The 22,472-nt window shown below is 65.7% G+C and carries 20 protein-coding genes; 16 read left to right on the top strand and 4 right to left on the bottom strand.

Going from position 1 to position 22,472, the window contains the following annotated elements; all coding sequences use genetic code 11:
* The first annotated feature begins 9 nt into the window (after window positions 1-9).
* The 6 genes from boxB (at window position 10) to ACO07J_RS17295 (ending at window position 6,553) form a co-directional block, all read left to right on the top strand.
* The gene (gene boxB, locus ACO07J_RS17320; RefSeq protein WP_422031236.1) at window positions 10-1,461 is read left to right on the top strand and encodes a benzoyl-CoA 2,3-epoxidase subunit BoxB; all 1,452 of its coding nucleotides are present in this window, start codon (window positions 10-12) and stop codon (window positions 1,459-1,461) included.
* A 65-nt stretch (window positions 1,462-1,526) separates the two neighbouring features.
* On the top strand, window positions 1,527-1,697 hold the full coding sequence (locus tag ACO07J_RS17315) for a hypothetical protein (RefSeq protein WP_422031234.1): 171 nt from the start codon (window positions 1,527-1,529) through the stop codon (window positions 1,695-1,697).
* Window positions 1,694-2,890, top strand: coding sequence for a benzoyl-CoA 2,3-epoxidase subunit BoxA (boxA, locus tag ACO07J_RS17310; RefSeq protein WP_422031232.1), 1,197 nt, complete (start codon window positions 1,694-1,696; stop codon window positions 2,888-2,890). The genes ACO07J_RS17315 and boxA overlap by 4 nt, the downstream gene beginning before the upstream one ends.
* Before the next feature lie 4 nt (window positions 2,891-2,894).
* On the top strand, window positions 2,895-3,338 hold the full coding sequence (locus tag ACO07J_RS17305) for an acyl-CoA thioesterase (protein WP_422031230.1): 444 nt from the start codon (window positions 2,895-2,897) through the stop codon (window positions 3,336-3,338).
* Window positions 3,339-3,475: 137 nt separating this feature from the next.
* Entirely contained in the window at window positions 3,476-4,405 is a 930-nt protein-coding gene (locus ACO07J_RS17300) for a helix-turn-helix transcriptional regulator (protein WP_422031228.1), read from the top strand.
* A gap of 84 nt (window positions 4,406-4,489) precedes the next feature.
* The gene (locus tag ACO07J_RS17295) at window positions 4,490-6,553 is read left to right on the top strand and encodes an enoyl-CoA hydratase-related protein (RefSeq protein WP_422031226.1); all 2,064 of its coding nucleotides are present in this window, start codon (window positions 4,490-4,492) and stop codon (window positions 6,551-6,553) included.
* 18 nt (window positions 6,554-6,571) lie between these two features.
* On the opposite strand, the gene ACO07J_RS17290 is transcribed toward ACO07J_RS17295, so the two are convergent.
* Entirely contained in the window at window positions 6,572-7,717 is a 1,146-nt protein-coding gene (locus ACO07J_RS17290; RefSeq protein ID WP_422031224.1) for a serine hydrolase domain-containing protein, read from the bottom strand.
* Between the two features lie 195 nt (window positions 7,718-7,912).
* Between ACO07J_RS17290 and ACO07J_RS17285 the strand changes: the two genes are divergently transcribed.
* Window positions 7,913-10,261, top strand: a complete 2,349-nt coding sequence (locus tag ACO07J_RS17285) for a cytochrome P450/oxidoreductase (RefSeq protein WP_422031222.1) — start codon at window positions 7,913-7,915, stop codon at window positions 10,259-10,261.
* Window positions 10,262-10,265: 4 nt separating this feature from the next.
* Here ACO07J_RS17285 and ACO07J_RS17280 read toward each other — a convergent pair whose 3' ends face one another.
* Both ACO07J_RS17280 and ACO07J_RS17275 read right to left on the bottom strand, forming a co-directional pair.
* Window positions 10,266-11,543, bottom strand: a complete 1,278-nt coding sequence (locus ACO07J_RS17280) for a glycosyltransferase (protein WP_422031220.1) — start codon at window positions 11,541-11,543, stop codon at window positions 10,266-10,268.
* 76 nt (window positions 11,544-11,619) lie between these two features.
* Window positions 11,620-12,540 (bottom strand): GntR family transcriptional regulator, encoded by a 921-nt coding sequence (locus ACO07J_RS17275; protein WP_422031218.1) that lies wholly within the window; start codon window positions 12,538-12,540, stop codon window positions 11,620-11,622.
* Window positions 12,541-12,771: 231 nt separating this feature from the next.
* On the opposite strand from ACO07J_RS17275, the gene ACO07J_RS17270 reads away from it, so the two are divergent.
* The 7 genes from ACO07J_RS17270 (at window position 12,772) to ACO07J_RS17240 (ending at window position 19,986) form a co-directional block, all read left to right on the top strand.
* Window positions 12,772-13,830 carry a polyamine ABC transporter substrate-binding protein gene (locus ACO07J_RS17270; protein ID WP_422031217.1) on the top strand — a complete coding sequence of 353 codons (1,059 nt, stop codon included), beginning with the start codon at window positions 12,772-12,774 and terminating at the stop codon, window positions 13,828-13,830.
* Between the two features lie 111 nt (window positions 13,831-13,941).
* Window positions 13,942-14,790 carry an ABC transporter permease gene (locus tag ACO07J_RS17265; RefSeq protein ID WP_422031216.1) on the top strand — a complete coding sequence of 283 codons (849 nt, stop codon included), beginning with the start codon at window positions 13,942-13,944 and terminating at the stop codon, window positions 14,788-14,790.
* The gene (locus ACO07J_RS17260) at window positions 14,787-15,593 is read left to right on the top strand and encodes an ABC transporter permease (RefSeq protein ID WP_422031214.1); all 807 of its coding nucleotides are present in this window, start codon (window positions 14,787-14,789) and stop codon (window positions 15,591-15,593) included. Before ACO07J_RS17265 ends, ACO07J_RS17260 begins: the two co-directional genes overlap by 4 nt.
* Window positions 15,590-16,723: an ABC transporter ATP-binding protein gene (locus ACO07J_RS17255; RefSeq protein WP_422031212.1), complete on the top strand. Its 1,134-nt coding sequence runs from the start codon at window positions 15,590-15,592 to the stop codon at window positions 16,721-16,723. Before ACO07J_RS17260 ends, ACO07J_RS17255 begins: the two co-directional genes overlap by 4 nt.
* A 27-nt stretch (window positions 16,724-16,750) precedes the next feature.
* Window positions 16,751-18,049, top strand: a complete 1,299-nt coding sequence (locus ACO07J_RS17250; protein WP_422031210.1) for a glycosyltransferase — start codon at window positions 16,751-16,753, stop codon at window positions 18,047-18,049.
* Window positions 18,050-18,106: 57 nt separating this feature from the next.
* Window positions 18,107-18,451, top strand: coding sequence for a cupin domain-containing protein (locus tag ACO07J_RS17245; RefSeq protein WP_422031208.1), 345 nt, complete (start codon window positions 18,107-18,109; stop codon window positions 18,449-18,451).
* Between the two features lie 23 nt (window positions 18,452-18,474).
* Window positions 18,475-19,986: an aldehyde dehydrogenase family protein gene (locus ACO07J_RS17240; protein WP_422031206.1), complete on the top strand. Its 1,512-nt coding sequence runs from the start codon at window positions 18,475-18,477 to the stop codon at window positions 19,984-19,986.
* A gap of 3 nt (window positions 19,987-19,989) precedes the next feature.
* On the opposite strand, the gene ACO07J_RS17235 is transcribed toward ACO07J_RS17240, so the two are convergent.
* A complete protein-coding gene (locus ACO07J_RS17235; RefSeq protein WP_422031204.1) occupies window positions 19,990-20,673 on the bottom strand; it encodes a TetR/AcrR family transcriptional regulator in 684 nt (227 codons plus the stop codon).
* Window positions 20,674-20,818: 145 nt separating this feature from the next.
* Here ACO07J_RS17235 and ACO07J_RS17230 point away from each other — a divergent pair, with 145 nt between their 5' ends.
* Both ACO07J_RS17230 and ACO07J_RS17225 read left to right on the top strand, forming a co-directional pair.
* Window positions 20,819-21,679 carry an ABC transporter permease gene (locus ACO07J_RS17230; protein WP_422031202.1) on the top strand — a complete coding sequence of 287 codons (861 nt, stop codon included), beginning with the start codon at window positions 20,819-20,821 and terminating at the stop codon, window positions 21,677-21,679.
* Window positions 21,676-22,470, top strand: coding sequence for an ABC transporter permease (locus tag ACO07J_RS17225; RefSeq protein WP_422031200.1), 795 nt, complete (start codon window positions 21,676-21,678; stop codon window positions 22,468-22,470). Before ACO07J_RS17230 ends, ACO07J_RS17225 begins: the two co-directional genes overlap by 4 nt.
* Window positions 22,471-22,472 lie beyond the last annotated feature (2 nt).

The raw sequence follows: 22,472 nt of genomic DNA, 5'->3' as shown, positions 1-22,472 counted from the left end.
ACCCAACACATGCTCGATCTCATCAATGTCAGCTACGACACGCAGATTCCCAACAACGTGAACCTGTCCTCGGACAAGCGCGTTCTGAAGGCGCTGGAAAAGTGGCACCCCGGTTACATCAACTGGTGGAACGACCTGATCCCCGACAATTTCCAGCAATCGCTGGTCTACCTGCGCACCGCCGTCAGCGTCGACCCCAAGGGCTGGGCCAAGTTCGACTATGTCAAGATGCCCGAGTACCGCTGGGGCGTGCTGCTGGCGCCGCAGGTGGAAGACCGCAAGATCCCCTGTGGCGAGCATGTGGGCGAACCGGCCTGGCAGGAAGTGCCGGGCGAATACCGCAACATGATGAAGCGGCTGATCGTCATCCAGGGCGACACCGAGCCGGCCTCGGTCGAGCAGCAGCGCTTCCTGGCGTTGACCGCGCCGTCGCTCTACGACATGCGCAACCTTTTCCAGGTGAACGTGGAAGAGGGCCGGCACCTGTGGGCGATGGTCTACCTGCTGCACAAGTATTTCGGCGCCGATGGCCGGGAAGAGGCCGATGACCTGCTGCGCCGGTCGTCCGGTTCGGAGGAAGCGCCCCGGATGCTGGGCGCGTTCAACGAGGAGACGCCCGACTGGCTGTCCTTCTTCATGTTCACCTACTTCACCGACCGTGATGGCAAGATGCAGCTTGAAAGCCTGGCGCAGTCGGGCTTCGACCCGCTGTCGCGCACCTGCCGCTTCATGCTGACCGAGGAAGCGCACCACATGTTCGTGGGCGAAACCGGCGTCGGCCGCACCATCGAGCGGACCTGCCAGGTGATGAAGGAAAACGGCATCGACGACCCCTACGATACCGACAAGATCCGCGCGCTGGGCGTGATCGACCTGCCGACGGTGCAGAAGAAGCTGAACCTGCACTATACCCTGTCGCTCGACCTGTTCGGGCAGGAGGTGTCGACCAACGCCGCCAACGCGTTCAACGCCGGGATCAAGGGCCGCTATCACGAGCACAGGATCGACGACGACCACAAGCTCGAGGGCGACACCTATACGGTGTGGGATTTCGAGGATGGCAAGGCCGTGCAGAAACAGGTGCCGGCGCTGACCGCCATCAACATGCGCCTGCGCGACGACTATACCCGCGACGCCTCGGGCGGGATCGGCCGGTGGAACAAGATCATCGAGAAGGCCGGTGTCGATTTCAAGCTGAAGCTGCCGCATGAAAGTTTCAATCGTCAGATCGGCGTCTTTGCCGGGCACAAGTTCAACCCCGAGGGCGAGATCGTGTCGGAGGCCGAGTACGAGAAGGGCATGGCCGATTGGCTGCCGACCAAGGCCGATGGCGATTTCATCCAGTCGCTGATGGAGCAGGTCACCGAGCCCGGCAAGTTTGCCGGCTGGATCGCCCCGCCGAAGGTCGGGATCGACAACAAGCCGGGCGATTTCGAATACGTCAAACTGCACATGGCGTAACCCGCCACTGCCAACCGGCCCCGCCTGTCGCGGGGCCGGCCGCCGCAACCCCCAGGGAGGAGACCATGCAGATCGACCGCCACATCGCACACAAGCCCAACATGAGCGCACTGGTGGACGAACTGGCCGCCCTGCGCGGCAGGTGCATCGGCTGCGCGGGCTGCAAGGGCGCCTGCGCGGCGCTGATCGAGGCGCTGGCCCTGCCGGGCCATGTTCTGAAAGGGGGCGAGGCATGAACCAGCCGATCAAGCAACACCTGATCGACCCGGAAATCTGCATCCGCTGCTACACCTGCGAGATGACCTGCCCGATCGAGGCAATCACCCATGACGACAACAATGTCGTCGTCGACCCGGACAAGTGCGACTATTGCATGGCCTGCATCCCGGTCTGCCCCACCGGCAGCATCGACGAGTGGCGCGTGGTGGAACAGCCCTATTCGCTGGACGAGCAATTCTCGTGGGAGGAGTTGCCCGAGCAGGAGGATATCGAGGCGCCGGGCCCCGGCGCCGATGGCGGGATCGAGGCGCTGGACGACGCGATGGCCGCGCTGCTGGCCGAGGCGCACAAGGGCGCCGGCGGCAAGTCGAAGGCACCGGCCTCGGCCGCCAAGCCCACCATCAACCTTTACAACCTCGCCAACCCGGTAGAGGCCACGGTGCAGGGCAATTACGGCCTGACCCATGACGAGAGCGGCTCGGACGTCCGCCACATCATCCTGAATTTCGAGGGCAAGCCCTTCCCCGTGCTGGAAGGGCAGTCGATCGGCATCATTGCCCCCGGTGAGGACGCCGAGGGCAAGCCCCACCTGCCGCGGCTTTACTCGGTGTCGAGCCCGCGCGACGGCGAGCGGCCGAACTACAACAACGTCTCGCTTACCGTGAAGCGGGAAGAGCATGGCGTGTGCTCCAACTATGTCTGCGACCTGAAGAAGGGCGACAAGGTCAAGGTCACCGGCCCCTTCGGCGCGACCTTCCTGCTTCCCGACGACCCCGAGGCGCGGTTGCTGCTGGTCTGCACCGGCACCGGCTCGGCCCCGATGCGGGCCTTCACCATGCGCCGCCAGCGTGCGGTGGGCGAGAAATCGGGCGGCATGACCATGTTCTTCGGCGCGCGGACGCCGGAAAGCCTGCCGTATTTCGGGCCGTTGCGGAAAGTGCCCGACACCCTGCTGCAAAAGCACCTGGTCTTCAGCCGCCTGCCCGACAAGCCGCGCGAATACGTGCAGGACCGGATGGCCAAGGAAGAGGAGATCGTCGCCGAGCTGTTGCAGGACCCCAAGACCCATATCTATATCTGCGGCCTGCGCGGGATGGAGGAAGGGGTGGAACACGCATTCGCCAATATCGCCGAAAGCATCGGCCAGCCCTGGCACGATCTGCGCGACACGATGCGCGACGAGGGTCGCTATCACGTGGAGACCTACTAGCCCGATGGACGATCAGCGCGCGCCGGGGGACGCCGGTATCTACGAGCACGAGATCCGCGTCACCTGGGCCGATTGCGACCCCGCGCGCATCGCCTATACCGGCCGCATCCCGTGCTTCGCGCTCGACGCGATCAACGGCTGGTGGGAGCATCACCTGGGCGGCGGCTGGTTCCAGATGGAGATCGACCGGAACATGGGCACGCCCTTCGTGTCGATGGCGCTTCAGTTCACCTCGCCGATCACGCCCCGGCACCGGCTGATCTGCCGGGTCTGGCCCAACCGGCTGGGCGAGACCTCGATCGGGTTCCACGTCGACGGCTACCAGGACGGCACGCTGTGTTTCTCGGGCGATTTCGTCAGTGTCTTCATTACCGCGTCGGAGTTCCGGAAGGCGCCGCCGCCGCAGGAGATCCGCGCGCTTGTCGAGCGGCACCTCGTGCCCGCCTGACCGCGCCTGACAGGATTTGATCACCTCCGGGAGGTCGGTGGCGCAGGGGGAAACCTGCACCATATTGCCATCCTTCAGGGTTGTGTTCGCCCTGATTTCCTTTAGAATTCTGCACTATATTTCTCAAGGCGGGCAGCATGGCCGAAATCACCAACTTCCGGGGCGAAGTCACGGCGAACGCGCCGAAGGACAGCCTCGACCTCGAGGTGGAAGACCTGATGCAGCGCGTCGGGATGCGCGTGCGCAAGGCGCGCGAGCTGAAGGGTGTGCCGCGCCGGGTGATCTCGGAACGCTCGGGCGTCTCGCCACGCTACCTCGCCCAGCTCGAGGCGGGGGAGGGGAATATCTCCATCGGCCTTTTGCAGCGGGTGGCCTCGGCCCTCGATCACCGGATCGAGTGGTTCGTGGGCCAGGACGATCCCTGGACCTCGGACGCGCTGCGCATTGCCGACCTCTACCGTGCCGCCACCGCCGAGAAGCGGCAGGCCGCGATGGAGGCGCTCAGCACCCACAGCCCCGACCAGCTGCGTGGCCGCCGCATCTGCCTGATCGGGCTGCGCGGGGCGGGCAAGTCGACGCTTGGTGCGATGGCGGGGCAGGTGCTGCACGTGCCCTTCCTCGAGCTCAATATCGAGATCGAGGAACATGCCGGCATGCCCGTGGCCGAGGTGGTGGCGCTTTACGGGCAGGAAGGTTACCGCGAGCTGGAGGCGCAGGCGCTCAGCCGCATCATCGCCACCCATGACACGGTGGTCCTGGCCGCCGCCGGCGGCATCGTCGCCGAGCCCGAGACGTTCAAGACCCTGCTGGCCCATTTCCACACCATCTGGATCCAGGCCCGCCCCGAGGAACACATGAGCCGCGTCCGCAACCAGGGTGACACCCGCCCCATGGCGGGTAACCCGGAAGCGATGGAACAGCTTCGCAGTATCCTCAAGAGCCGCGAGGCGCTTTACGAGCAGGCCGAGGCCCAGCTCGACACCACCGGCAAGCCGCTGCAGGCGTCGGCCGAGGAACTGGTCGATCTGATCCGAGCCCGCGGCTTCCTCGACGAACCCCCCGGCTAAGCCCCGATGGCGGGCGATTTGCCCCCGGATAAGAACGCATTATTTACCTCTCAAGCCGACTGGAGGGGGCAGAAAGGCAAGCGCATGGCAGTCCACACGCGCCGGGAGGGGACGACCGGATTTGTCGAGCTCGACGCCCCGCCCGTCAACGCGATCGGGGGTGATATCCGCAAGGGTCTGCTGGCGGCCGTGGACTGGGCCGAGGCCGAAGGGCTTGACCGTGTGATCCTGTCGGGCCGGGGACGGATGTTTTCCGCCGGGGCCGATATCCGCGCTTTCGGCGCGCCGATGACCGAGCCCTACCTGCCCGACGTACTGAACCGGATCGAGCGCAGCACGGTGCCGTGGATCGCCGCCGCGCATGGCGCGGCGCTGGGGGGCGGGCTGGAGCTTATGCTGGCCTGCCGTTACCGTATCGCCGCACCCGGCACCCGGCTGGGCCTGCCAGAGGTGGCCATCGGGGTGATTTCCGGCGCCGGGGGCACGCAGCGGCTGCCACGGCTGATCGGGCTGAACAAGGCGCTCGACCTGATCCCGGCGGGCCGGTCCGTCACCGCCGAGGCGGCGCAGGCGATCGGGCTGATCGATGAGGTCGACGGCGATCCGGTGGCCTTTGCCGAACTGACCAATGCCGAGTGGCTGGGCATGAAGGTGCCGGTGAGCGAGCTGAATTCCGGCGAGCTGTCGCCCGAGGTGTTCGAGGCCGCCCGCCGCGCGACGGGCCAGGCCATGCCGGGCCAGACCGCCCCGCAGCGCGCCATCGACCTGATCGAGGCTTCCCAGCACATGCCGTTCGACGACGGGCTGATCCAGGAACGTGCGGCCTTTCTCGACCTCAGCCAGTCGGCCCAGTCCAGGGCCCTGCGCCACGTCTTCTTCGCCGAGCGCGCCGCCAGGATGCCGGAACGGCTGGCCGAAACGCCGCGCCCGGCGCTGGAACGGGTTACCGTCATCGGCACCGGACCGGTCGGCACGGGGATGGCCTTCGCGCTGCTGATGGCGGGCCTGCCGGTGACGCTGGTCAGCACCGGGGCCGACATGCCGTGCAGTGGCCGGACGGGGCTTGACCGACATTTCGGCCATGCCCTGGAACGCGGCCTGCTGACCCCCGACACTGCCGATGCCCGGCGCGCGGCGCTGACCTTCGCCGAGGACGTGGCGGGGGTCGCGCCCGCCGGGCTTGTCCTCGATACCAGTCACGGGTCGACCGAGGAAAAGGCGAGCGCGCTCGCCGCGCTGCAGGGCGGGCTGTCCGCCGACGCGGTGCTTGCGACCACCACTGCCCTCTCCGAGATCGACCGTCTCGCGCTTGCCCTGCCGGAGCCGTCCTGCCTGATCGGCCTGCACCTTCCCGACGTGGCGGGGGAGAGGGGGTTGGCGGAGCTTCTTCCTGGCGCTGCCACGTCCGACGCGGCCATCGCCCGGGCCTTCGATCTTGCGCAGAAAGTGGGCCGGGTTCCGGTTCTGGCCGGTGCGTCGCGCGGGTCCATCGGCCAGCGACTGCTGGCACGCTATGCCGAGGCCGCCGAGACCGTGCTGATGGACGGCTCGACCCCGTGGGAGGTGGACGAGGCCATGGTCGCGTTCGGCTTTGCCATGGGCCCGTTCGAGGCGGAGGACATCACGGGCCTCGACCTCGCCCATGCCGAGCGCCGGCGGCAGGATGCCACCCGCGACCCGAACCGCCGCTACATCCCCATCGCCGACCGCATGGTCGACCTTGGCAAGCTGGGCCGCAAGACCGGGGCAGGGTGGTACCGCTACCCCGGCGGCGGTGGCAAGGTCGACGATCCGATCGTTGCAGACCTCGCGCTGGAAGAGGCGCGCTATGCCGGGGTCGAGCGCTGTGACTACACGGCGGTGGAGATCCGCCACCGCCTGTTGCTGGCGCTGATCAACGAGGCGGCGGAGATCCTGCACGAGGGCCTTGCCGCCTCGGCCACGGATATCGACCTGGTCAGCGTGTTCGGCCTTGGCTTTCCGCGCTGGCGCGGCGGGCTGATGCATTACGCCGAGACGCTGGGGCCGACGAAGGTGCTGGACGGGTTGCGGGAACTCTCGGCCGAAGATCCGGTGGCGTGGCGGCCCGGCGCGCTGATCGAGGCCTGCGCGGCCGGGGGTGTGACCTTCGCCGACTGGCGGCGCTGACGCACCGGGCTTCGCCGCTTACGGTTTCGCCACGGCCTCGGCGATGGCCTGGAGGCACAGGATCGTCTCGGCCATGTAATCCTCGTCATAGCCCGACTCGTTCTCCAGCACGCTCAGGTAGGCGCAGGAGAGGCCGCTTTCCGGGTCGACCAGCAGGAACTGCCCGCCATAGCCGGCGTGACCGATCCACCGGCCGTTGCTCATCATCTGGTGGGCGTAGCGCACGAAGCCCCGCGGCGCCGGCAGCGGCTTGCCCGCCCCGCCGATCACCGCCTGGGTGAACGCGGCGTTCCACGCCATCCCCGGCGCCCCCGCCGTGACCCGCGCCAGCAGCAGCCCGAACCGCGCCAGGTCGGCCGCGCTCAGGCAGCCGCCCCCGGCAAAGGCGGGCAGCCCCTCGGGGCTGAGGCTCATGTGCAGCGCCCCCGCCACGCCCGCATCGTCGGCGATCTCTTCCACCAGCCTGGGCAACATCCCGGGCCGGCAGCCGTCACAGATCAGGGTCAGCAGGTCGGTATTGGCCGAACAGTAGTTCACCGTTTCCGCGTGGTTGCGCACGTCGGCACTGGTGATGCCGAGGACCACGTCGCGCATGGACACCTCCGGCGCGTCGCCATCGGGCAGGCGCCAGCCAAAGGCGATCTCCTCGGTGTAGCACTCGGCCTGTGGGTCGTCGTAATCCTCGGAGAAGTCGTTCATGACATTCATGTCGAGCACGTCCTGCACCGTCGCGCCGCGATAGCCGCTGCCGATTTCGGGCAGGTAATGCTCGACCGGCCGGGCGGGGTCGAGCAGCCCCTCGGCCACCATTCGGCCCGCCACAAGGTGCATCATCAGCTTGGTCAGCGACTGGATCGAATGCGGCTGATCCTCGGGGAAATCGGCCGCGTGACGGCTGAGCAGCACCTCGCCGTGCCGGGCACAGACCAGCCCGGAGAACGCCGGCCGCCCGGTCAGCGTGGCCACTTCCGGCATCGCGGCGATCCGGGCATCCTCGGCCGGGTGCAGCACCACGGGTTGCCGCGCCCGCGCCATCATGGCCCGGCGGAACAGCCGGTGCGCATTGTGGAACCCGTGCCGGCGATGCGCCGGCTGGTTCCACCGCTGCTTGTTGTCCGCGCCGACCGTCAGGTCGGGGTTCGGCTCGCGTTCAGGTTCCCACATCGTCCACCTGTATCGATCTTGGCCACGTGACCGCGGCTGGCCCGCGCATACTCGGGCAAAGCGGCGGGCGCCGCAATGCGGATGCACAGGGGGCAGGTGAGCGCCTGCCGTTCTTGACGGTTACATTTCGGGCGCAGTACCAATTCGGACGCGCGAGGGCACATGGCCCGAGCGCATCTGAAAGGTTGGCCCCCGATGACGACCGCGAAGACGCGCCCCGCCCCCGAAACAGGTTGCCCGGCCATGTCCGGTGCGCCGAGCGGCATGGTCTCGCCCACCGGCTGCCCGGTCTCGGAACGCGCGGCCGCCTTCACCCCGTTCGAGGGCGACTTTCAGCTCGACCCCGCCGAGGCGCTGCGTTGGGCCCGGGCGCAGGAGCCGGTCTTCTACAGCCCGCAACTGGGCTACTGGGTGGTGACGCGTTACGAGGACGTGAAGGCCGTCTTCCGCGACAACATCCTGTTTTCCCCCGCCAATGCGTTGGAGAAGGTCACGCCGCTGACGCCCGAGGCCGCGAAGGTGCTAAAGCGTTACAACTACAAGCTCGAGCGCACCATGGTGAACGAGGACGAGCCCCAGCACATGGAGCGGCGGCGCCTGCTGATGGATGCGTTCATCCCCGAGGCATTGGAAAAGCACGAGCCGATGGTGCGGGCGTTGACGCGGGAGTATGTCGACCGGATCGTCGACCGGGGGCAGTCCGACCTGGTACGGGACGTCTTCTACGAAATCCCCCTGATCGTGGCGTTGCATTTCCTCGGCGTGCCGGAAGAGGGCGTGGAGAAGCTGCGCCGCTTCGCCGTGGCGCATACGCTCAACACCTGGGGCCGGCCCACGCCCGAGGAGCAGCTTCAGATCGTCGAGAACGTGGGCCAGTTCTGGCAGACCGCGAACGAGATACTCGACAGGATGATCGCCGACCCGACCGGCGAGGGCTGGATGTACGACACGGTGCGCGAGCATATGAAGCACCCCGATATCGTCACCGAAAGCTACATGCGGTCGATGATGATGGCGATTCTGGCGGCGGCGCACGAGACCACCTCGAACGCCACGGCGAATGCCTTCTGGATCCTGCTTCACAACCGCGCGGCGTGGGACGAGATCTGCGAGAACCCGGCGCTCATCCCCAGCGCGGTCGAGGAATGTTTGCGCATGGGCGGCTCGATCGTGGCGTGGCGGCGGGTGGCGACGGGGGAGGCGCAGGTGGGCGGTGTGACCATCCCCAAGGGCGGCAAGCTTTTCATCGTGCAGGCCAGTGCCAACCAGGATGCGGCCCATTGGGAGAACCCCGACGAGGTCGACATCTACCGCGACAATGCGGCCGAGCATATGTCTTTCGGCTATGGCGCGCATCAGTGCATGGGCAAGAATATTGCGCGGATGGAGATGCGGGTTTTCCTGGAGGAGTTCACCCGGCGTCTGCCGCATATGCGGATGGCCGGGGGGCAGCGGTTCGAGAACCTGCCGAACATTTCCTTCCGCGGGCCGCGCCATATCCACGTGGAATGGGATCCGGAGCGGAATCCGGAACGGCGGGATCCGGCGGTGCGCGAGGGCGGGGTGGTCTTTCCCATCGGCGCCCCGGTGCGCGACGATATCCTGCGGCGGGTCCGGGTGCAGGAGATCGTCGAGGAGGCGGAGGGCGTGAAGCGCTTCGTGCTGGCCGACCTGTCGGGCCGCGACCTGCCGCGCTGGTCGCCGGGGGCGCATATCGACGTGGTGGCGGGCGACGTGCGGCGGAAGTACTCGCTGTGCGGCCCGGCGGAGACGCCCGGCACGCTGGAGGTGTCTATCCTGCGCGAGGAGGGCGGGCAGGGCGGCTCCAAACACCTGCACGACACGCTGAAACCCGGTGACACGCTCTCCATCGCCGGGCCCAAGAACCACTTCCGCCTCGACGAGACGGCGGAGCGCTATGTGCTGATCGCCGGGGGCATCGGCATCACCCCGATCCTTGCCATGGCCGACCGGCTGAAGGCGCTGGGGTTGCCTTACGTGCTGCACTACTGCGGGCGGTCGCGGGGGGCGATGGCATTGGTGAGTCGTGTACTGCGTGATCACGGCGCGGCGGTGCAGTTGCACGTGGCCGACGAGGGCACGAGGCTCGACCTTGGCGCGGCCGTGGCGGATGTCGGCCCCGACACGCAGGTCTATTGTTGCGGGCCGGAGCGGATGCTGGATGCGTTGCAGGATATGGCCGAGGGCTGGCCCGAGGGCGCGCTCCATTTCGAGTATTTCAGCACCGGCGCCTCCGGCCTCGATCCCACGAAGGAACATGCCTTCACGGTGGAGCTGCGCGACTCCGACCTGACCGTCGAGGTGCCGGCAGACCGAACCCTTTACGATGTCCTCAAATCCACCGGCATCGACATCCCGATGGAATGCGGCGAGGGGCTCTGCGGCACCTGCGAGGCAAGGGTTATCGAGGGCGAGATCGACCACCGCGACCGGGTGCTGTCCAAGGCGGAGCGGGCGAAGGGCGAACGGATCATGACCTGCTGTTCGCGGGCGAAGGGCGGAAAGCTGGTGCTGGGTCTCTGATCCGCTAGCGGGCCACGTTCAGGATCAAATCTGCCGCCTGCCGCCGCCCGTCGGCCGCGATCATGTCGGCGGAAATGCCGCTTAGCCGTTTCTTCATGCCCTTGTCCGAGGTCAGCCCGGCCAGAGCGTCGATCATCTCCTGATCGCGCCACGTATAGCGGTCGAGATGCACGCCCAGCCCGGTATCATGCAGCCGCCGCGCGTTGTCGTGTCCGTCCCAGCAGTAGGGCATGACGATCGACGGCTTGCCGAAATAAAGCGCCTCGTGGACCGAGTTGTTGCCGCCGTGGTGGATGACGAGGTCGGCCTTCTCGATCACGCTGGGCTGGGGATACCAGTAATCGAGATGCACGTTGTCGGGCACGTCGCGGAAGGAATCCTTGTAGCCGCCCACGTTGATCAGGAAGCGATAGGGCAGCCCGGCGAAGAGGCGGATCATCCGTTCGAAGAGGGCCACGTCGGCGGCGCCGAGGCTGCCGAAGGAGACATAAACGACGGGTGTGGTCGAGGCCGCCGGGATGTCGGGCATCTCGAACGGGTCCTCCTCGCGCACGCAGCCTTCGAGGTAGTGGAAGCGCGGCGGGGTGAGGGGCTCGGCGCGGTCGAAGCGGAGTGGCGCGGCATAGAGCAGCAGGTTGAGATCGGGCGAGTTTTCCATGAACTCGCCCGGCGGCAGGGCGGGCAAGCCACGGGTCTCGCGGAAGGCATTGTAGCGGTCGTGCACCGGCCCGAGCGCCTCTTCGTACCGCGCCCGGAAGGCGGGGAACGCCTCGGCATCCTCTGCTGCCAGCCCGGACATGACAGGCGGCACCTGCGCATCGCCGATCTCGGTCTCGGCGCAGGACACCATGCGCACCCAGGGCACCCCGGCCTGCATCAGCGCCGGGAAGCCGATCACGTTGTCGACCACGATGGCATCCGGGTCGATCCGCCCCAGTGCGGCCTGTAACGGCGCCTCGGCAATCTCGGCGCTGTCGACGATCGCCTCCCAGCAATCGCGCACGTAGGTGGGCAGCTGGTCCTCGGGGCTCAGCCGGAAATGCGGCAGGTGGCGGGTGATGAATCCCGACCAGAACTTTTCCAGCTCCTCGTCCGACATGTCGGGCGCCATCGGCACCGGGTGTTCGGCGAAGCCGTAATTCTCGAACACGCCGGCAAAGCCCGGATCGCACAGGAACACCGCCTCGTGCCCGCGTTCCCGCAGCGCCTGCGCGATGCCCACGCAGTTGAGCGCGGCCCCGAACGAGGCTTCGGGAAAGAAGGCGATGGTCTTGCGCGTCACGGGCGGGCGGTCCTGTTATCGGCGGGGTTGGTCACCGGCCCCATCTGTCAGACCCGCGAAGGCGAGGTCAATTGCATTAGCGCCGGATCGGCCGGGCAATGGGCGGCACGCCCCGGTTCGACACGCGCGGCCGCTGGTTCTGGGCGGCGCGGACATGGGCCAGCATGAGGTCGGCGGCGCGGTCGGTATCGCCCGCCTCCACCGCGTCGAGAATGGCGAGGTGTTCGTGGAACGCATCGCGCATCCGGCGGCGGTTGGCGCCGGTGTGGTAGCTGGAAAGCCGCCGCAGTCGCGTCTGCTGGCGGATGGCGCGGGCGAGGAAGCGGTTGGCGCAGCAGGCGGCAAGCGCATCGTGGAAATCCGCCCCGGTGTCGATCCAGGCGCGCATCTCGGTCTGCAGGATGTCATCGGTCAGCAAGGCCTGGTGGCGGCGGCGGATATCGGAGAAAAGCGCGGCGTCGGGCACGAACCCCGGCTCGCGCAGGGCGGCGGGCTCGATCAACTCGCGGAACCGCGCGCTTTCCTCCATTGCCGACAGCGAATCCGGCGCGGGGCCGAAGCGCCAGTGCTGCCCGTGTCCGCGTTCGAGCAGCCCGTCCTCGCTCATCCGGGCCACCACGTGCATCGCAGTGGTGCGCGCGGTGCCGTAACGCTGCATCAGGTCATTGACCGACAGCGTATCGCCCAGCCGGTTGGAGAAACGGTCGCGCAGGATGGCCTGGAACAGCCGATCCTCTTCCGAGGCGGGCAGCCCGGGTGCGTCGGCGCTGGCAGTATCGAGCGGGCGGGCCAGCGAATAGCCCTGTCGCGGTGCATAGCTCAGAATCCCCGTCCCGGTCAGCAATCGCAAAGCTGCCCGGATCGGCGTGCGCGAGACGCCGAAACTGTCGGCGAGGCGCTGTTCGGCCACCTTGGTGCCGGGCTCCGCGCCTTCGACGCGCAGCAGCTCGACGATGCGCCGGGCCAGCTCGGTATGGCTTTTGCGTCGCCGTTCCATCCTCAGTCCGCCGAGATTTTCACCATGTTTCGCCCCGGATCGGCCCCGCCACGGGCCTGCCGAGTCGATTTTCGTTGACGTACTAATTTAGAAAAAAATACAATTTTGTCTATACCCGCGGATTCGGAGCCCATCTCCGGAACGAAACAACAGGCGGGAAGGGCCGTTTCGCGCCATCTGCGCGGGCCGGGTCCGGGACGACAAGAAACGACCACAGGGAGAATTGGACCAATGAAAAAGACGGCAATCGCCAAGAAACTGCTGGCCGGCGCGCCCGCCGCGGTGCTGGCGCTGGGCCTTGGCCCGGCGGCGGCGCAATCGCTCGTGATTTCCAACTGGGACGGCTACATGCCCGCCGACATGGCGGAAAAGTTCGAGGCCGAGACCGGCATCTCGATCGACGTGGCCAACCATGCCACCAACGAGGAGATCATGGGCAAGGTCACCGCCTCGGGCGGGAAGGGCTATGACGTGATCTTCGTTTCCTCGCCCTTCGCCGAAGCGCTCGACAAGCTGGGCATCGCGGCCAAGCTCGACCATTCGATGCTGCCCAACATGGAGAACCTCTACCCCGAGGCGCGCGAGCTTTCCTATGACGAGGGGCTCACCTTCTCGATGCCTTACGCCTGGGGCACGACGGGCCTCTGCTACCGCTCCGATCTTCTTTCGGACGAGCCGGACAGCTGGATGGACCTGCTCGATCCCTCCGACGACCTGGCGGGCAAGGTGACGATGCTGTCGACCGACCGCTGGATGATCGGCGCGGCGGCGCTGGCCAAGGGCTATTCCGTCAACGTCACCGAGGAGGACAAGCTGGCCGAGGTGAAGGACCTTCTGATCTCGGCCAAGCAGGACCTGCTGGCCTATGACGACACCACCTTCTATTCCAAGCTGGTTTCGGGCGAGGCGAGCCTCGTGCATGCGTGGGATGGCTGGTGCAACTACGGCATCGCCGAGAATCCCGACATCATGTATTCCATCCCCTCGGAGGGCACCGACCTGTGGGTCGACACGATGGTGGTGATGGCCAGTTCCGAGAACAAGGAAGCGGCGCACCAGTTCATCAACTACATCCTCGAGGCGGACACCCATAAATGGGTGGTCGAGAATATCCTCTACAAGGTGCCGAACAAGGCTTCGATGGACGCGCTCGATCCCTCGCTGATCGAGAGCTTTCCGAACCTCGACATGGCGCCTGCCGACATGCTCGAATACGAGATGCTGCGTGACGTGGGCAATGCCCAGAAGGATTACAGCCGGCTGAAAACCGAGGTTATGTCGGCCCAGTAAGCCGGTGTAACGCGAGGCGACCCGTGCATCTCCAAGGGGTCGCCTGCCGCGCCGCCCCGCCTGTCGGGGCGGCGTCATCGAAGCCGACCGCCCGAGAAAGGCCAAGCGCACGTGTACCAGAGATTGCGAACCTTCCTGTTCGTGGGGCCGGGGCTGGCATGGCTGACCTTCTTCATGGTCGTGCCCTGCCTGCTGGTCTTTCTCTACTCGTTCTTCGAGCGGGGCGTGTATGGCGGGATCGTCTATGACTTCACCTTCGAGAATTTCGACCGGGCCTTCGACCCGCTCTACCTTGCCATCCTTTTGAAATCGGCCAAGATCGCGGGCGTGGCCACGCTGATCGCGCTGCTGATTGCCTATCCGGCCGCCTATGCCATCGCCCGCGCCCCGGCGCAGCGGCAGCCGGTCTACCTGTTCCTCGTGATGCTGCCGTTCTGGAGCAACTACCTGATCCGCACCTACGCGTGGATCGTGATGCTGAACCGCGAGGGGCTGATCAACCGGGCGCTTCTGGATTTCGGGCTGGTGGGCGAGGCGCTGCCGCTCCTTTACAACGAGGCGTCGGTGGTGACCGGGCTGGTCTACAATTACGTGCCCTTCGTGATCCTGGCGATCTATTCCTCGATCAGCCGCCTGAACCCCGAGATTGCCGAGGCGTCGGAAGACCTTGGCGCGCCGTCCTACAAGACTTTCCTGCGGGTGATCCTGCCGCTGACCCTGCCGGGCATCGCGGCGGGGGCGGTGTTCGTCTTCGTCCTCTCCATCGGCAATTTCATCACGCCCGACCTGCTGGGCGGCGGCCGGGTGCAGATGGTGGGCAACCTGATCTATGACCAGTTCCTCGAGGCGCGCGACTGGCCCTTCGGCTCGGCCCTTTCGCTGATCCTGATCGGCGTGATGATGTGCCTGCTGTTCGCACAGGCCGTCGCGGTCAACCGCTCGGCGGAGGGCACGCGATGAGCGCGCGCATCCCCCGCCGCCGTGACCCGGCCAAGCTGTTTCTCGGCGGGCACCTGTGGCTGGTCTACACCTTCCTCTACGTGCCGATCCTCGTGCTGATGGCGCTGTCGTTCAACGATCTCGGCCTGCCGACGGCCTGGGGCGGCTTCTCGCTCAAGTGGTACGGCGAGCTGGCGCAGAACGACGCGGTGTTGCGGGCGGCGCTCAACACGGTGATCGTGGCGGTGGTCTCGACGATCCTTGCCACGCTTCTGGGCACGCTGCTGGCCTTCGGTGTCGAACGGCGGCAACGGCGCAACAACACGATGGAGGCGCTGCTGTTCGCGCCGATGATCATCCCCGACATCGTGCTGGCCATCGCGCTTTTGTCCTTCTTCACGGCGCTCAACTTCACCCTCGGCCTGCATTCGATCATCATGAGCCACGTGGTCTTCAACATCGCCTTCGTCTGCGCCGTGGTGCGGACAAGGCTGCGGAATTTCGACTTCTCGATCGTCGAGGCCAGCATCGACCTCGGCGCGGGCGAGGTGACAACCTTCCGCCGTGTGACCCTGCCGGCGATCTTCCCGGGCGTGCTGGCCGGCGGGCTGCTGGCCTTCACCCTGTCGGTGGACGAGTTCATCATCGCCTATTTCACCGCCGGGGCCGGGCAGGGCTCGACCACCTTGCCGATGCAGATCTATTCGATGATCCGCTTCGGCGTGACCCCCGAAATCAACGCGATGGCGACCATCGTGATGCTGGTCAGCTTCACGCTTGTCTTCATCTCGCAGCGCATCGACAGGAAGGCGATCAGTCAATGAGCACGGATGGCGCCACCATGCTGACCGAGACCGGCGAAGCGGCCGCGACGGTGATCCGGCTGGAGAACATCACCAAGCGTTTCGGCGCGATCACCGCCGTGAACGATATCTCGCTGGACCTGAAGGAGAACGAGTTCTTCGCGCTTCTCGGTCCTTCGGGCTGTGGAAAGACTACGCTTCTGCGGATGATCGCCGGGTTCGAGTCGCTGAACGAGGGGCGTATCCTGCTCGACGGCAAGGATATCGCCCCGCTGCGCCCCAACCGGCGGCCGATCAACCTGATGTTCCAGTCCTTCGCGCTGTTTCCTCATATGAGCGTGCGGGCGAACGTGTCCTACGGGCTGGAGATGGAAGGGGTGCGTGGCAGCGAGCTGAAGTCGCGCGTCGACCGTATTCTCGAGACGACTCAACTGACCGAGTATGCCAGCCGCAAGCCGGACCAGCTGTCGGGCGGGCAAAGGCAGCGCGTGGCACTGGCCCGGGCGCTGGTGAAAGAGCCGCGCGTCCTGTTGCTCGATGAACCGCTGGCGGCGCTCGACAAGAAGCTGCGCGAGCACATGCAGCTGGAGCTGAAGCGGCTTCAGCACGAGGTGGGCATCACCTTCGTCGTCGTCACTCACGACCAGGAAGAGGCGCTGGTGATGGCCGATCGCATCGCCCTGATGCGTGACGGGGAGGTGAAGCAATGCGCGAGCCCCGCCGAGTTGTACGAGCACCCCAACAGCCGGTTCGTGGCGGATTTCATCGGCGTGATGAACTTCCTCGACGGCGAAGTGAGCGTCGAGGGCGTGGCCGTGCAGGGGCTGGGCGTGCTGACTGGCCGATCGAAGGGCGACACGCGCACGGGTGACCGCGCCTGCCTTGCGGTGCGCCCCGAGCGCCTGACCGTGGCACCGGCATCGGCGGAACGGCTGACTTACGACAACGTGCTCGACGGCACCCTCACCGACATCGCCTATCACGGGCAGGATATCGGCCTGCATATCGCGGTGGGCGATAATGGCCAGGTTCTCATCGCCCGGCTTTCGGCGGCGGCCGAGGGCGCCGCGGATTTCAAGGTGGGCGACACCGTCCAGGTCGGCTGGCAGGCGCAGAACGCCCTGATCCTGCCCGACGACAAAAAGACATAAAACCAACACGACAGAGGAGGTCATTCCATGACAGACCAGAAAACCATCGCCTTCTTCCCCGAGGCCGCCTTCGGCCCGGCGCTCAACTCGGTGGGCATCGCGCAGGCCTGCCGCGACATGGGCCATCGCTGCGTCTTCATCACCGATCCGGGCTTTACCGGCGTCTTTGCCGACTATGGCTTCGAAGAGCACCACGTGAACATGTCCGAACCCATGCCACCCGAGCAGATGGCGAAATACTGGTCGGATTTCATCAACGGCCACATCCCCAACTTCAACCTCACGCCCTATGAGCAGATCGATAACTACGTGAAGGAATGCTGGGAGGCGATCGTCGACACCTCGAAATGGGCCGAGAAAGAGCTTCCGGGCATCCTGAAGGAGATCAAGCCCGACCTGATCTGCATCGACAACGTGGTGCTCTACCCCGCCACCAAGCAATACGGCGTGCCGTGGGTGCGCATCATCTCCTGCTCGGAGAACGAGATCCCGGATCCGGCGATCCCGCCGCACCTTTCCGGCTGCGGCGAGAACGACACCGCCTGTCACGAGGCGTTCAACAAGAAGTTCAACGAGGTCATCAAGCCGGTGCATGACGACTTCAACGCATTCCTCAAGACATGCGGCGAAGACCCGTACCCGACCGGCGAGTTCTTCGAGGAAAGCCCTTACCTCAACCTGCTGCTTTATCCCGCGCCGGTGAAGTTCAACCGCGAAAAGCCGCTCGACCCCGACCGTTTCAAGTATCTCGAAGGCTGCGTGCGGACCGAAAAGCCCTATGACGTGCCGGATTTCGGCGACTACAACGACAAGCCGCTGCTCTACGTCTCGTTCGGCAGCCTTGGCGCGGGGGATACCGACCAGATCAAGAAGATCATCGATTTCCTCGGCAAGCAGCCCTATCGCGCGCTGGTCAACGTGGGTGACTACGAGGCCGAGTACGACAAGGCCACGATGCCGAAGAACGTGCATGTGGCAAGCTGGTATCCCCAGCCCTCGGTCATCCCGCTGGTCGATGCGGTTGTCCATCACGGCGGCAACAACAGCTTCACCGAGTGCCTCTATTTCGGCAAGCCGGCGATCATCATGCCCTATGTCTGGGACGGGCACGACAACGCGACGCGGGTGCAGGAGACCGGCCACGGCTTCAAGATGCACCGGATGAACTGGACCGACGAGGAGTTCGCCGCGAACATCGAGAAGTGCCTCAACGATGCCGAGGTGAAGGCGCGGTGCGCGGCGACCAGCAAGCACATGCAGGGCAATGGCGGGCCGAAAGTGGCGGCCAAGTACCTCAACGATCTGCTTGAGAAAACCTACGGCTGAAACGGGCTGGACCGGGCGCGCCATGTCGCGCCCGGCGCCCATCAAGGAGCGACGAGTTTGACCACACCGACACTTCAGAACCCCGAAAAGATCACCGATACCGTCGACTGGGGCGAGATCCCGACGATGATCGAGGGGCATTCCCACACCTCGGGCGTACTGCTGCACAAGGGCCCCGAGGGGCAAAGCGAATGCGGCATCTGGATCTGTACGCCGGGCTACTGGGATTGCCACGTGACGCGTGACGAGTTCTGCCACTTCCTGCAGGGCCGCGCGACCTATACCCGCGACGATGGCGAGGTGATCGAGATCACCCCCGGCACGGTGGCCTTCTTCGAGCAGGACTGGAAGGGCACCTGCCGCGTGCACGAGACGGTGCGCAAGGTCTACATGATCCGCTGACCCGACATTCCGAAAGGATGACGATGACCGATTTCGACCCGTTCGGGCGCCAGTTCTTTCATGGCAACGCCTATCATCCGGCAGGGCAGGGGGGCGGCACGCATGACGTGATCAACCCCGCCACGCTGGCCCGCGAAGGCGCCATTGCCATGGGCACGCCGGAGGAAGCCGAGGATATCCTGCGCCGGGCGCGTGAGGCGCAGAAGGCGTGGGGCGCGATGGACGAGTTGACCCGCGCAGGCTACCTGCACAAGGTCGCCGACAGCATCGCCGCCAACCATGAAGAGGCGGCGCGGCTGATGGTGCTGGAGCAGGGCAAGCCCTACCCGGAAGCCACGGGCGAGATTGCCAATGTAGGCGGCTGTTTCCGCTACTTCGCCGAGATGGCGCGGGATTCGGGAGGCATGCTGCCCGGCACCACGCAGGCGGGCTCGTTCCAGTTCGCGCGGTATTTTCCGTATGGCGTCAGCGTCCACATTGTGCCTTACAACTTCCCCATCCTGCTGATGTGCTGGACGGTGGCGGCCTCGCTCGCCTCGGGCAATGCCTGCGTGGTCAAGCCGTCGGAGCTGACCTCGCTTTCCACGATGAAATTCATGGAGAATTTTCGCCACCTGCCCGCCGGCCTCGTGTCCTGCATCACCGGCGGGGGCGAGACGGCGCAGGCGCTGATCCGCTCGAAGCAGAGCGACGTGGTGGCATTTACGGGCAGCGTGGCGACGGCGAAGAAGGTCAACGTGGCCTGTGCCGAACAGCTCAAGCCCTGCATCATCGAGGCGGGCGGCAGCGACCCGATGATCGTGTCGTCCCACGCGCCGCTTGACGTGGCAGTGTCGGGGGCGACGACGGCGGCGTTCCACCTGTCGGGGCAGATCTGCACTTCGACCGAGCGGTTCTATGTCCATGATGCGGTTCATGACCAATTCGTCGAGGGTTTGGCCGACATGGCGCGCAAGCTGCGGGTTGGCAATGGCATGGAGGTGTCGGAGATCGGCCCGCTGGTGACAGAGGCGGCGCGCGACAAGGTCGTGCGGCTGGTCGACGGGGCGGTGGCCGACGGGGCGACGCTGGTCTGCGGCGGTCGGGTGCCGCCGGGGCGCAATACCGGCTGGTTCTATGAGCCCACGGTGCTGACGGAGGTCACGCCGGACATGGATATCATGCGGGAAGAGCTGTTCGGCCCGGTGGCCGCCATCTGCCGGGTGAAGAGCTTCGAGGAGGCGTTGAGCCACGCCAATGACAGCGAGTTCGGCCTTGGCGCGAGCCTCTTTACCACCAGCCTCGAGGAGGCGATGGAGGCCTATGAACGGCTCGAGGCCGGGATGGTCTGGGTCAACAACCCGCTTATCGACAACGACGCGCTGCCCTTCGGCGGGTGGAAGAACTCCGGGCTGGGGCGGGAGCTGTCGCGGCTGGGGCTGGATGCGTTCCGGCAGACCAAGATGGGCGTGATCGACTGGAAGCCGAAGGTGCAGGACTGGTGGTATCCCTATCCCGACGCATGGTTCGGCAACACCGAAGGCTCGCGTTTCTGACGCTCAGGCCCCGTTCGGCCTGGCGCCGGTCAGGTCGAAATGGTCGGGGAAGAGGGCCGACAGGAAGCGGAAGATGATGCGGCAGGCCTCGCCCCGGTCGAAGGCATCCGGGTGAATGAGGTAGTCGGCCCACATTCCCTCGAGAAAGGCCAGCGTGCCATGGGTGGCGTCGCGCGCCGTCTGTTCCGGGTCATCCACGCCGGAGGCCTCGGCAATTGTCGTGAAGGCCTCGAACATCAGCCCGCGCAGGCGGACGTCGCGGGTGTCGCTGAAGGTCCGGATCGACTTGCGCTCGCGCGCCTCGCCGCGGAAGCCGTACCAGATACGGACGTTGTACTGGTTCAGGATCGTCTCGCTCAGGTCCGAGCGGATCACCGCCTCGATGCGCTCCTGCGGCCAGGCCGAGGGGCGGACCTTGTCGAGCAGCTTGTAGAGGTTCTGGTAGTAGAGGTCGCTGGCATGCTGAACGGCCGCGTCCATCAGCCCGTCCTTGCCGTTGAAATGCAGGTGGATCATCCCGCGCGACAAGCCGGCCTTGTCGATGATGGTGCTGACCGAGGTGCGTGCGTAGCCGATCTCGGCCACGCAATCCAGCGTCGCCTCGATCAGCGCGAACCGATTCCTTTCACGCAGCTGCGCCCGCCGGCCGGTTGAGTCATCTGTGGTGCTGTCCGAACTGTCGGGCAAACCAAACCCCCGTTTCTCTTTACCTTTTTCCGGTCAACGCGCGCCTGGGTCAAGCGCCTTCAACCGAGTCTATTGACAGGATGACATAATACCAGCAATTTAAATGGACGATCGTCCATTTTACAAGCCGGTATTCGGGGAACACATGATCAGGCTCAGGTCAGAGGCTTCGCAGGGAATGGCGCTCAGCGCGCCGGCGACGCTGTATGTCGGCCTGCTGGTGGCTGCGCCTCTGGGTATCCTCGTTGTCTACAGCTTCTGGACGCAGACCTATGTCAGCATCGACCGCACCTTCACGTGGGAGAATTATCGCCTCGCGCTGGAAGACCCGTTGGTGCGGCACCTGTTGGTCCGCTCGGTCTGGATTGCCGGGCTGGTGACGGCGGCGACCGTGGCGCTGGCTTATCCGATCGCGTATTTCATCGCCTTCCGCACCCGGCACAAGACGCTGTGGCTGCTTCTGATCACCATCCCGTTCTGGACGAGCTACCTGCTGCGGGTGTTTTCGTGGAAGCTGATCCTTGGCTTCAACGGGGTGCTGAACAGCGCGCTGATGACCGTCGGTCTGATCGACGAGCCGCTGACCTTCCTGCTTTATAACGAGGTCGCCGTGGTGCTGACGCTGGCCCATGCCTGGGCGCCGTTTGCCATCATGCCGATCTATGTCTCGCTGCAGAAGATCGACCGGAGCCTGCTGGAAGCGGCGACCGACCTCGGCTGTTCCAAGCTGGAGCGGTTCGTGCGGGTGACCCTGCCGCTGACGGTGCCGGGCATCATTGCGTCCTGCCTGATCATCTTCATCCCGACCGTAGGCGATTACGTGACGCCCGCGCTGGTCGGCGGGTCGGACGGCAAAATGATCGCCAACCTGATCCAGGTACAGTTCGGGGCGGCGAACAACTGGCCGCTGGGCGCCACCCTGTCGCTGATGGCGATGCTGGCGGTGGGGCTGGTGGCGGGCGGGTTCGTGCTGCTGTCGAACCTGATGGCTCGGAGGATCAGATGAGCCGTTTGCTGCGATCCTTTCCCGGGCTGTCGGCCTATGCGGTCTTGTACCTCGTGTTCCTCTACACGCCGGTGCTGCTTCTGCCGCTCTTCTCGTTCAACGAGGGCACCATCGTCGCCTTCCCGATCAAGGGGTTCACGCTCAAATGGTATGCCGAGCTGGCGGGGCAGGAGGCGCTTCTGCGCTCACTGCTGAACAGCGTGATCGTGGGCGGGGTCAGCGCGGTTCTGGCCACCTCGCTGGGGCTGTTCGCGGCGCGGGCCTACGTGCGGTATCGGTTCACCGGGAGAGAGATGTCCGAGGCGCTGGTGATGTTACCGCTGGTGGTGCCGGGGATCATCGTGGCGTCGTCCTTCCTCGTGCTGTTCCTGTCCGTCGGGCTGAAGCCGTCGCTGACCGCGGTGATCCTCGGTCATACCTTCCTGACCGTGCCCTTCGCCGTGGCGATCATGAAGTCGGCCTTCGACGAGTTCGACCCCTCGCTGGAAGAAGCGGCCTATGACCTGGGCGAGACCGTGATCGGCACGTTCCGCCGGGTGACCCTGCCGATCGTGGCGCCGGGGATTGTGTCGAGCCTGCTGGTGACCTTCACGGTTTCCTTCGACGAGTTCATCCTTGCCTTCTTCCTGGCCGGGGATCAGCCCACGCTGCCCGTCTATATCTGGAGCCAGATCCGCTTCCCGGCGAAGCTGCCCAACACGCTGGCGCTGGGCTCCTGCCTGCTGGCCTTTTCCGTCCTGCTGCTCGTTACCGCCGAATATTTCCGCCGCCGGTCGGCCAAGCGGACATGAGG

The sequence above is a fragment of the Roseovarius sp. genome, from assembly GCF_965228755.1.
Classification (GTDB): Bacteria; Pseudomonadota; Alphaproteobacteria; order Rhodobacterales; family Rhodobacteraceae; genus Roseovarius.
This window is presented reverse-complemented; position numbering and strand designations above follow the sequence as displayed.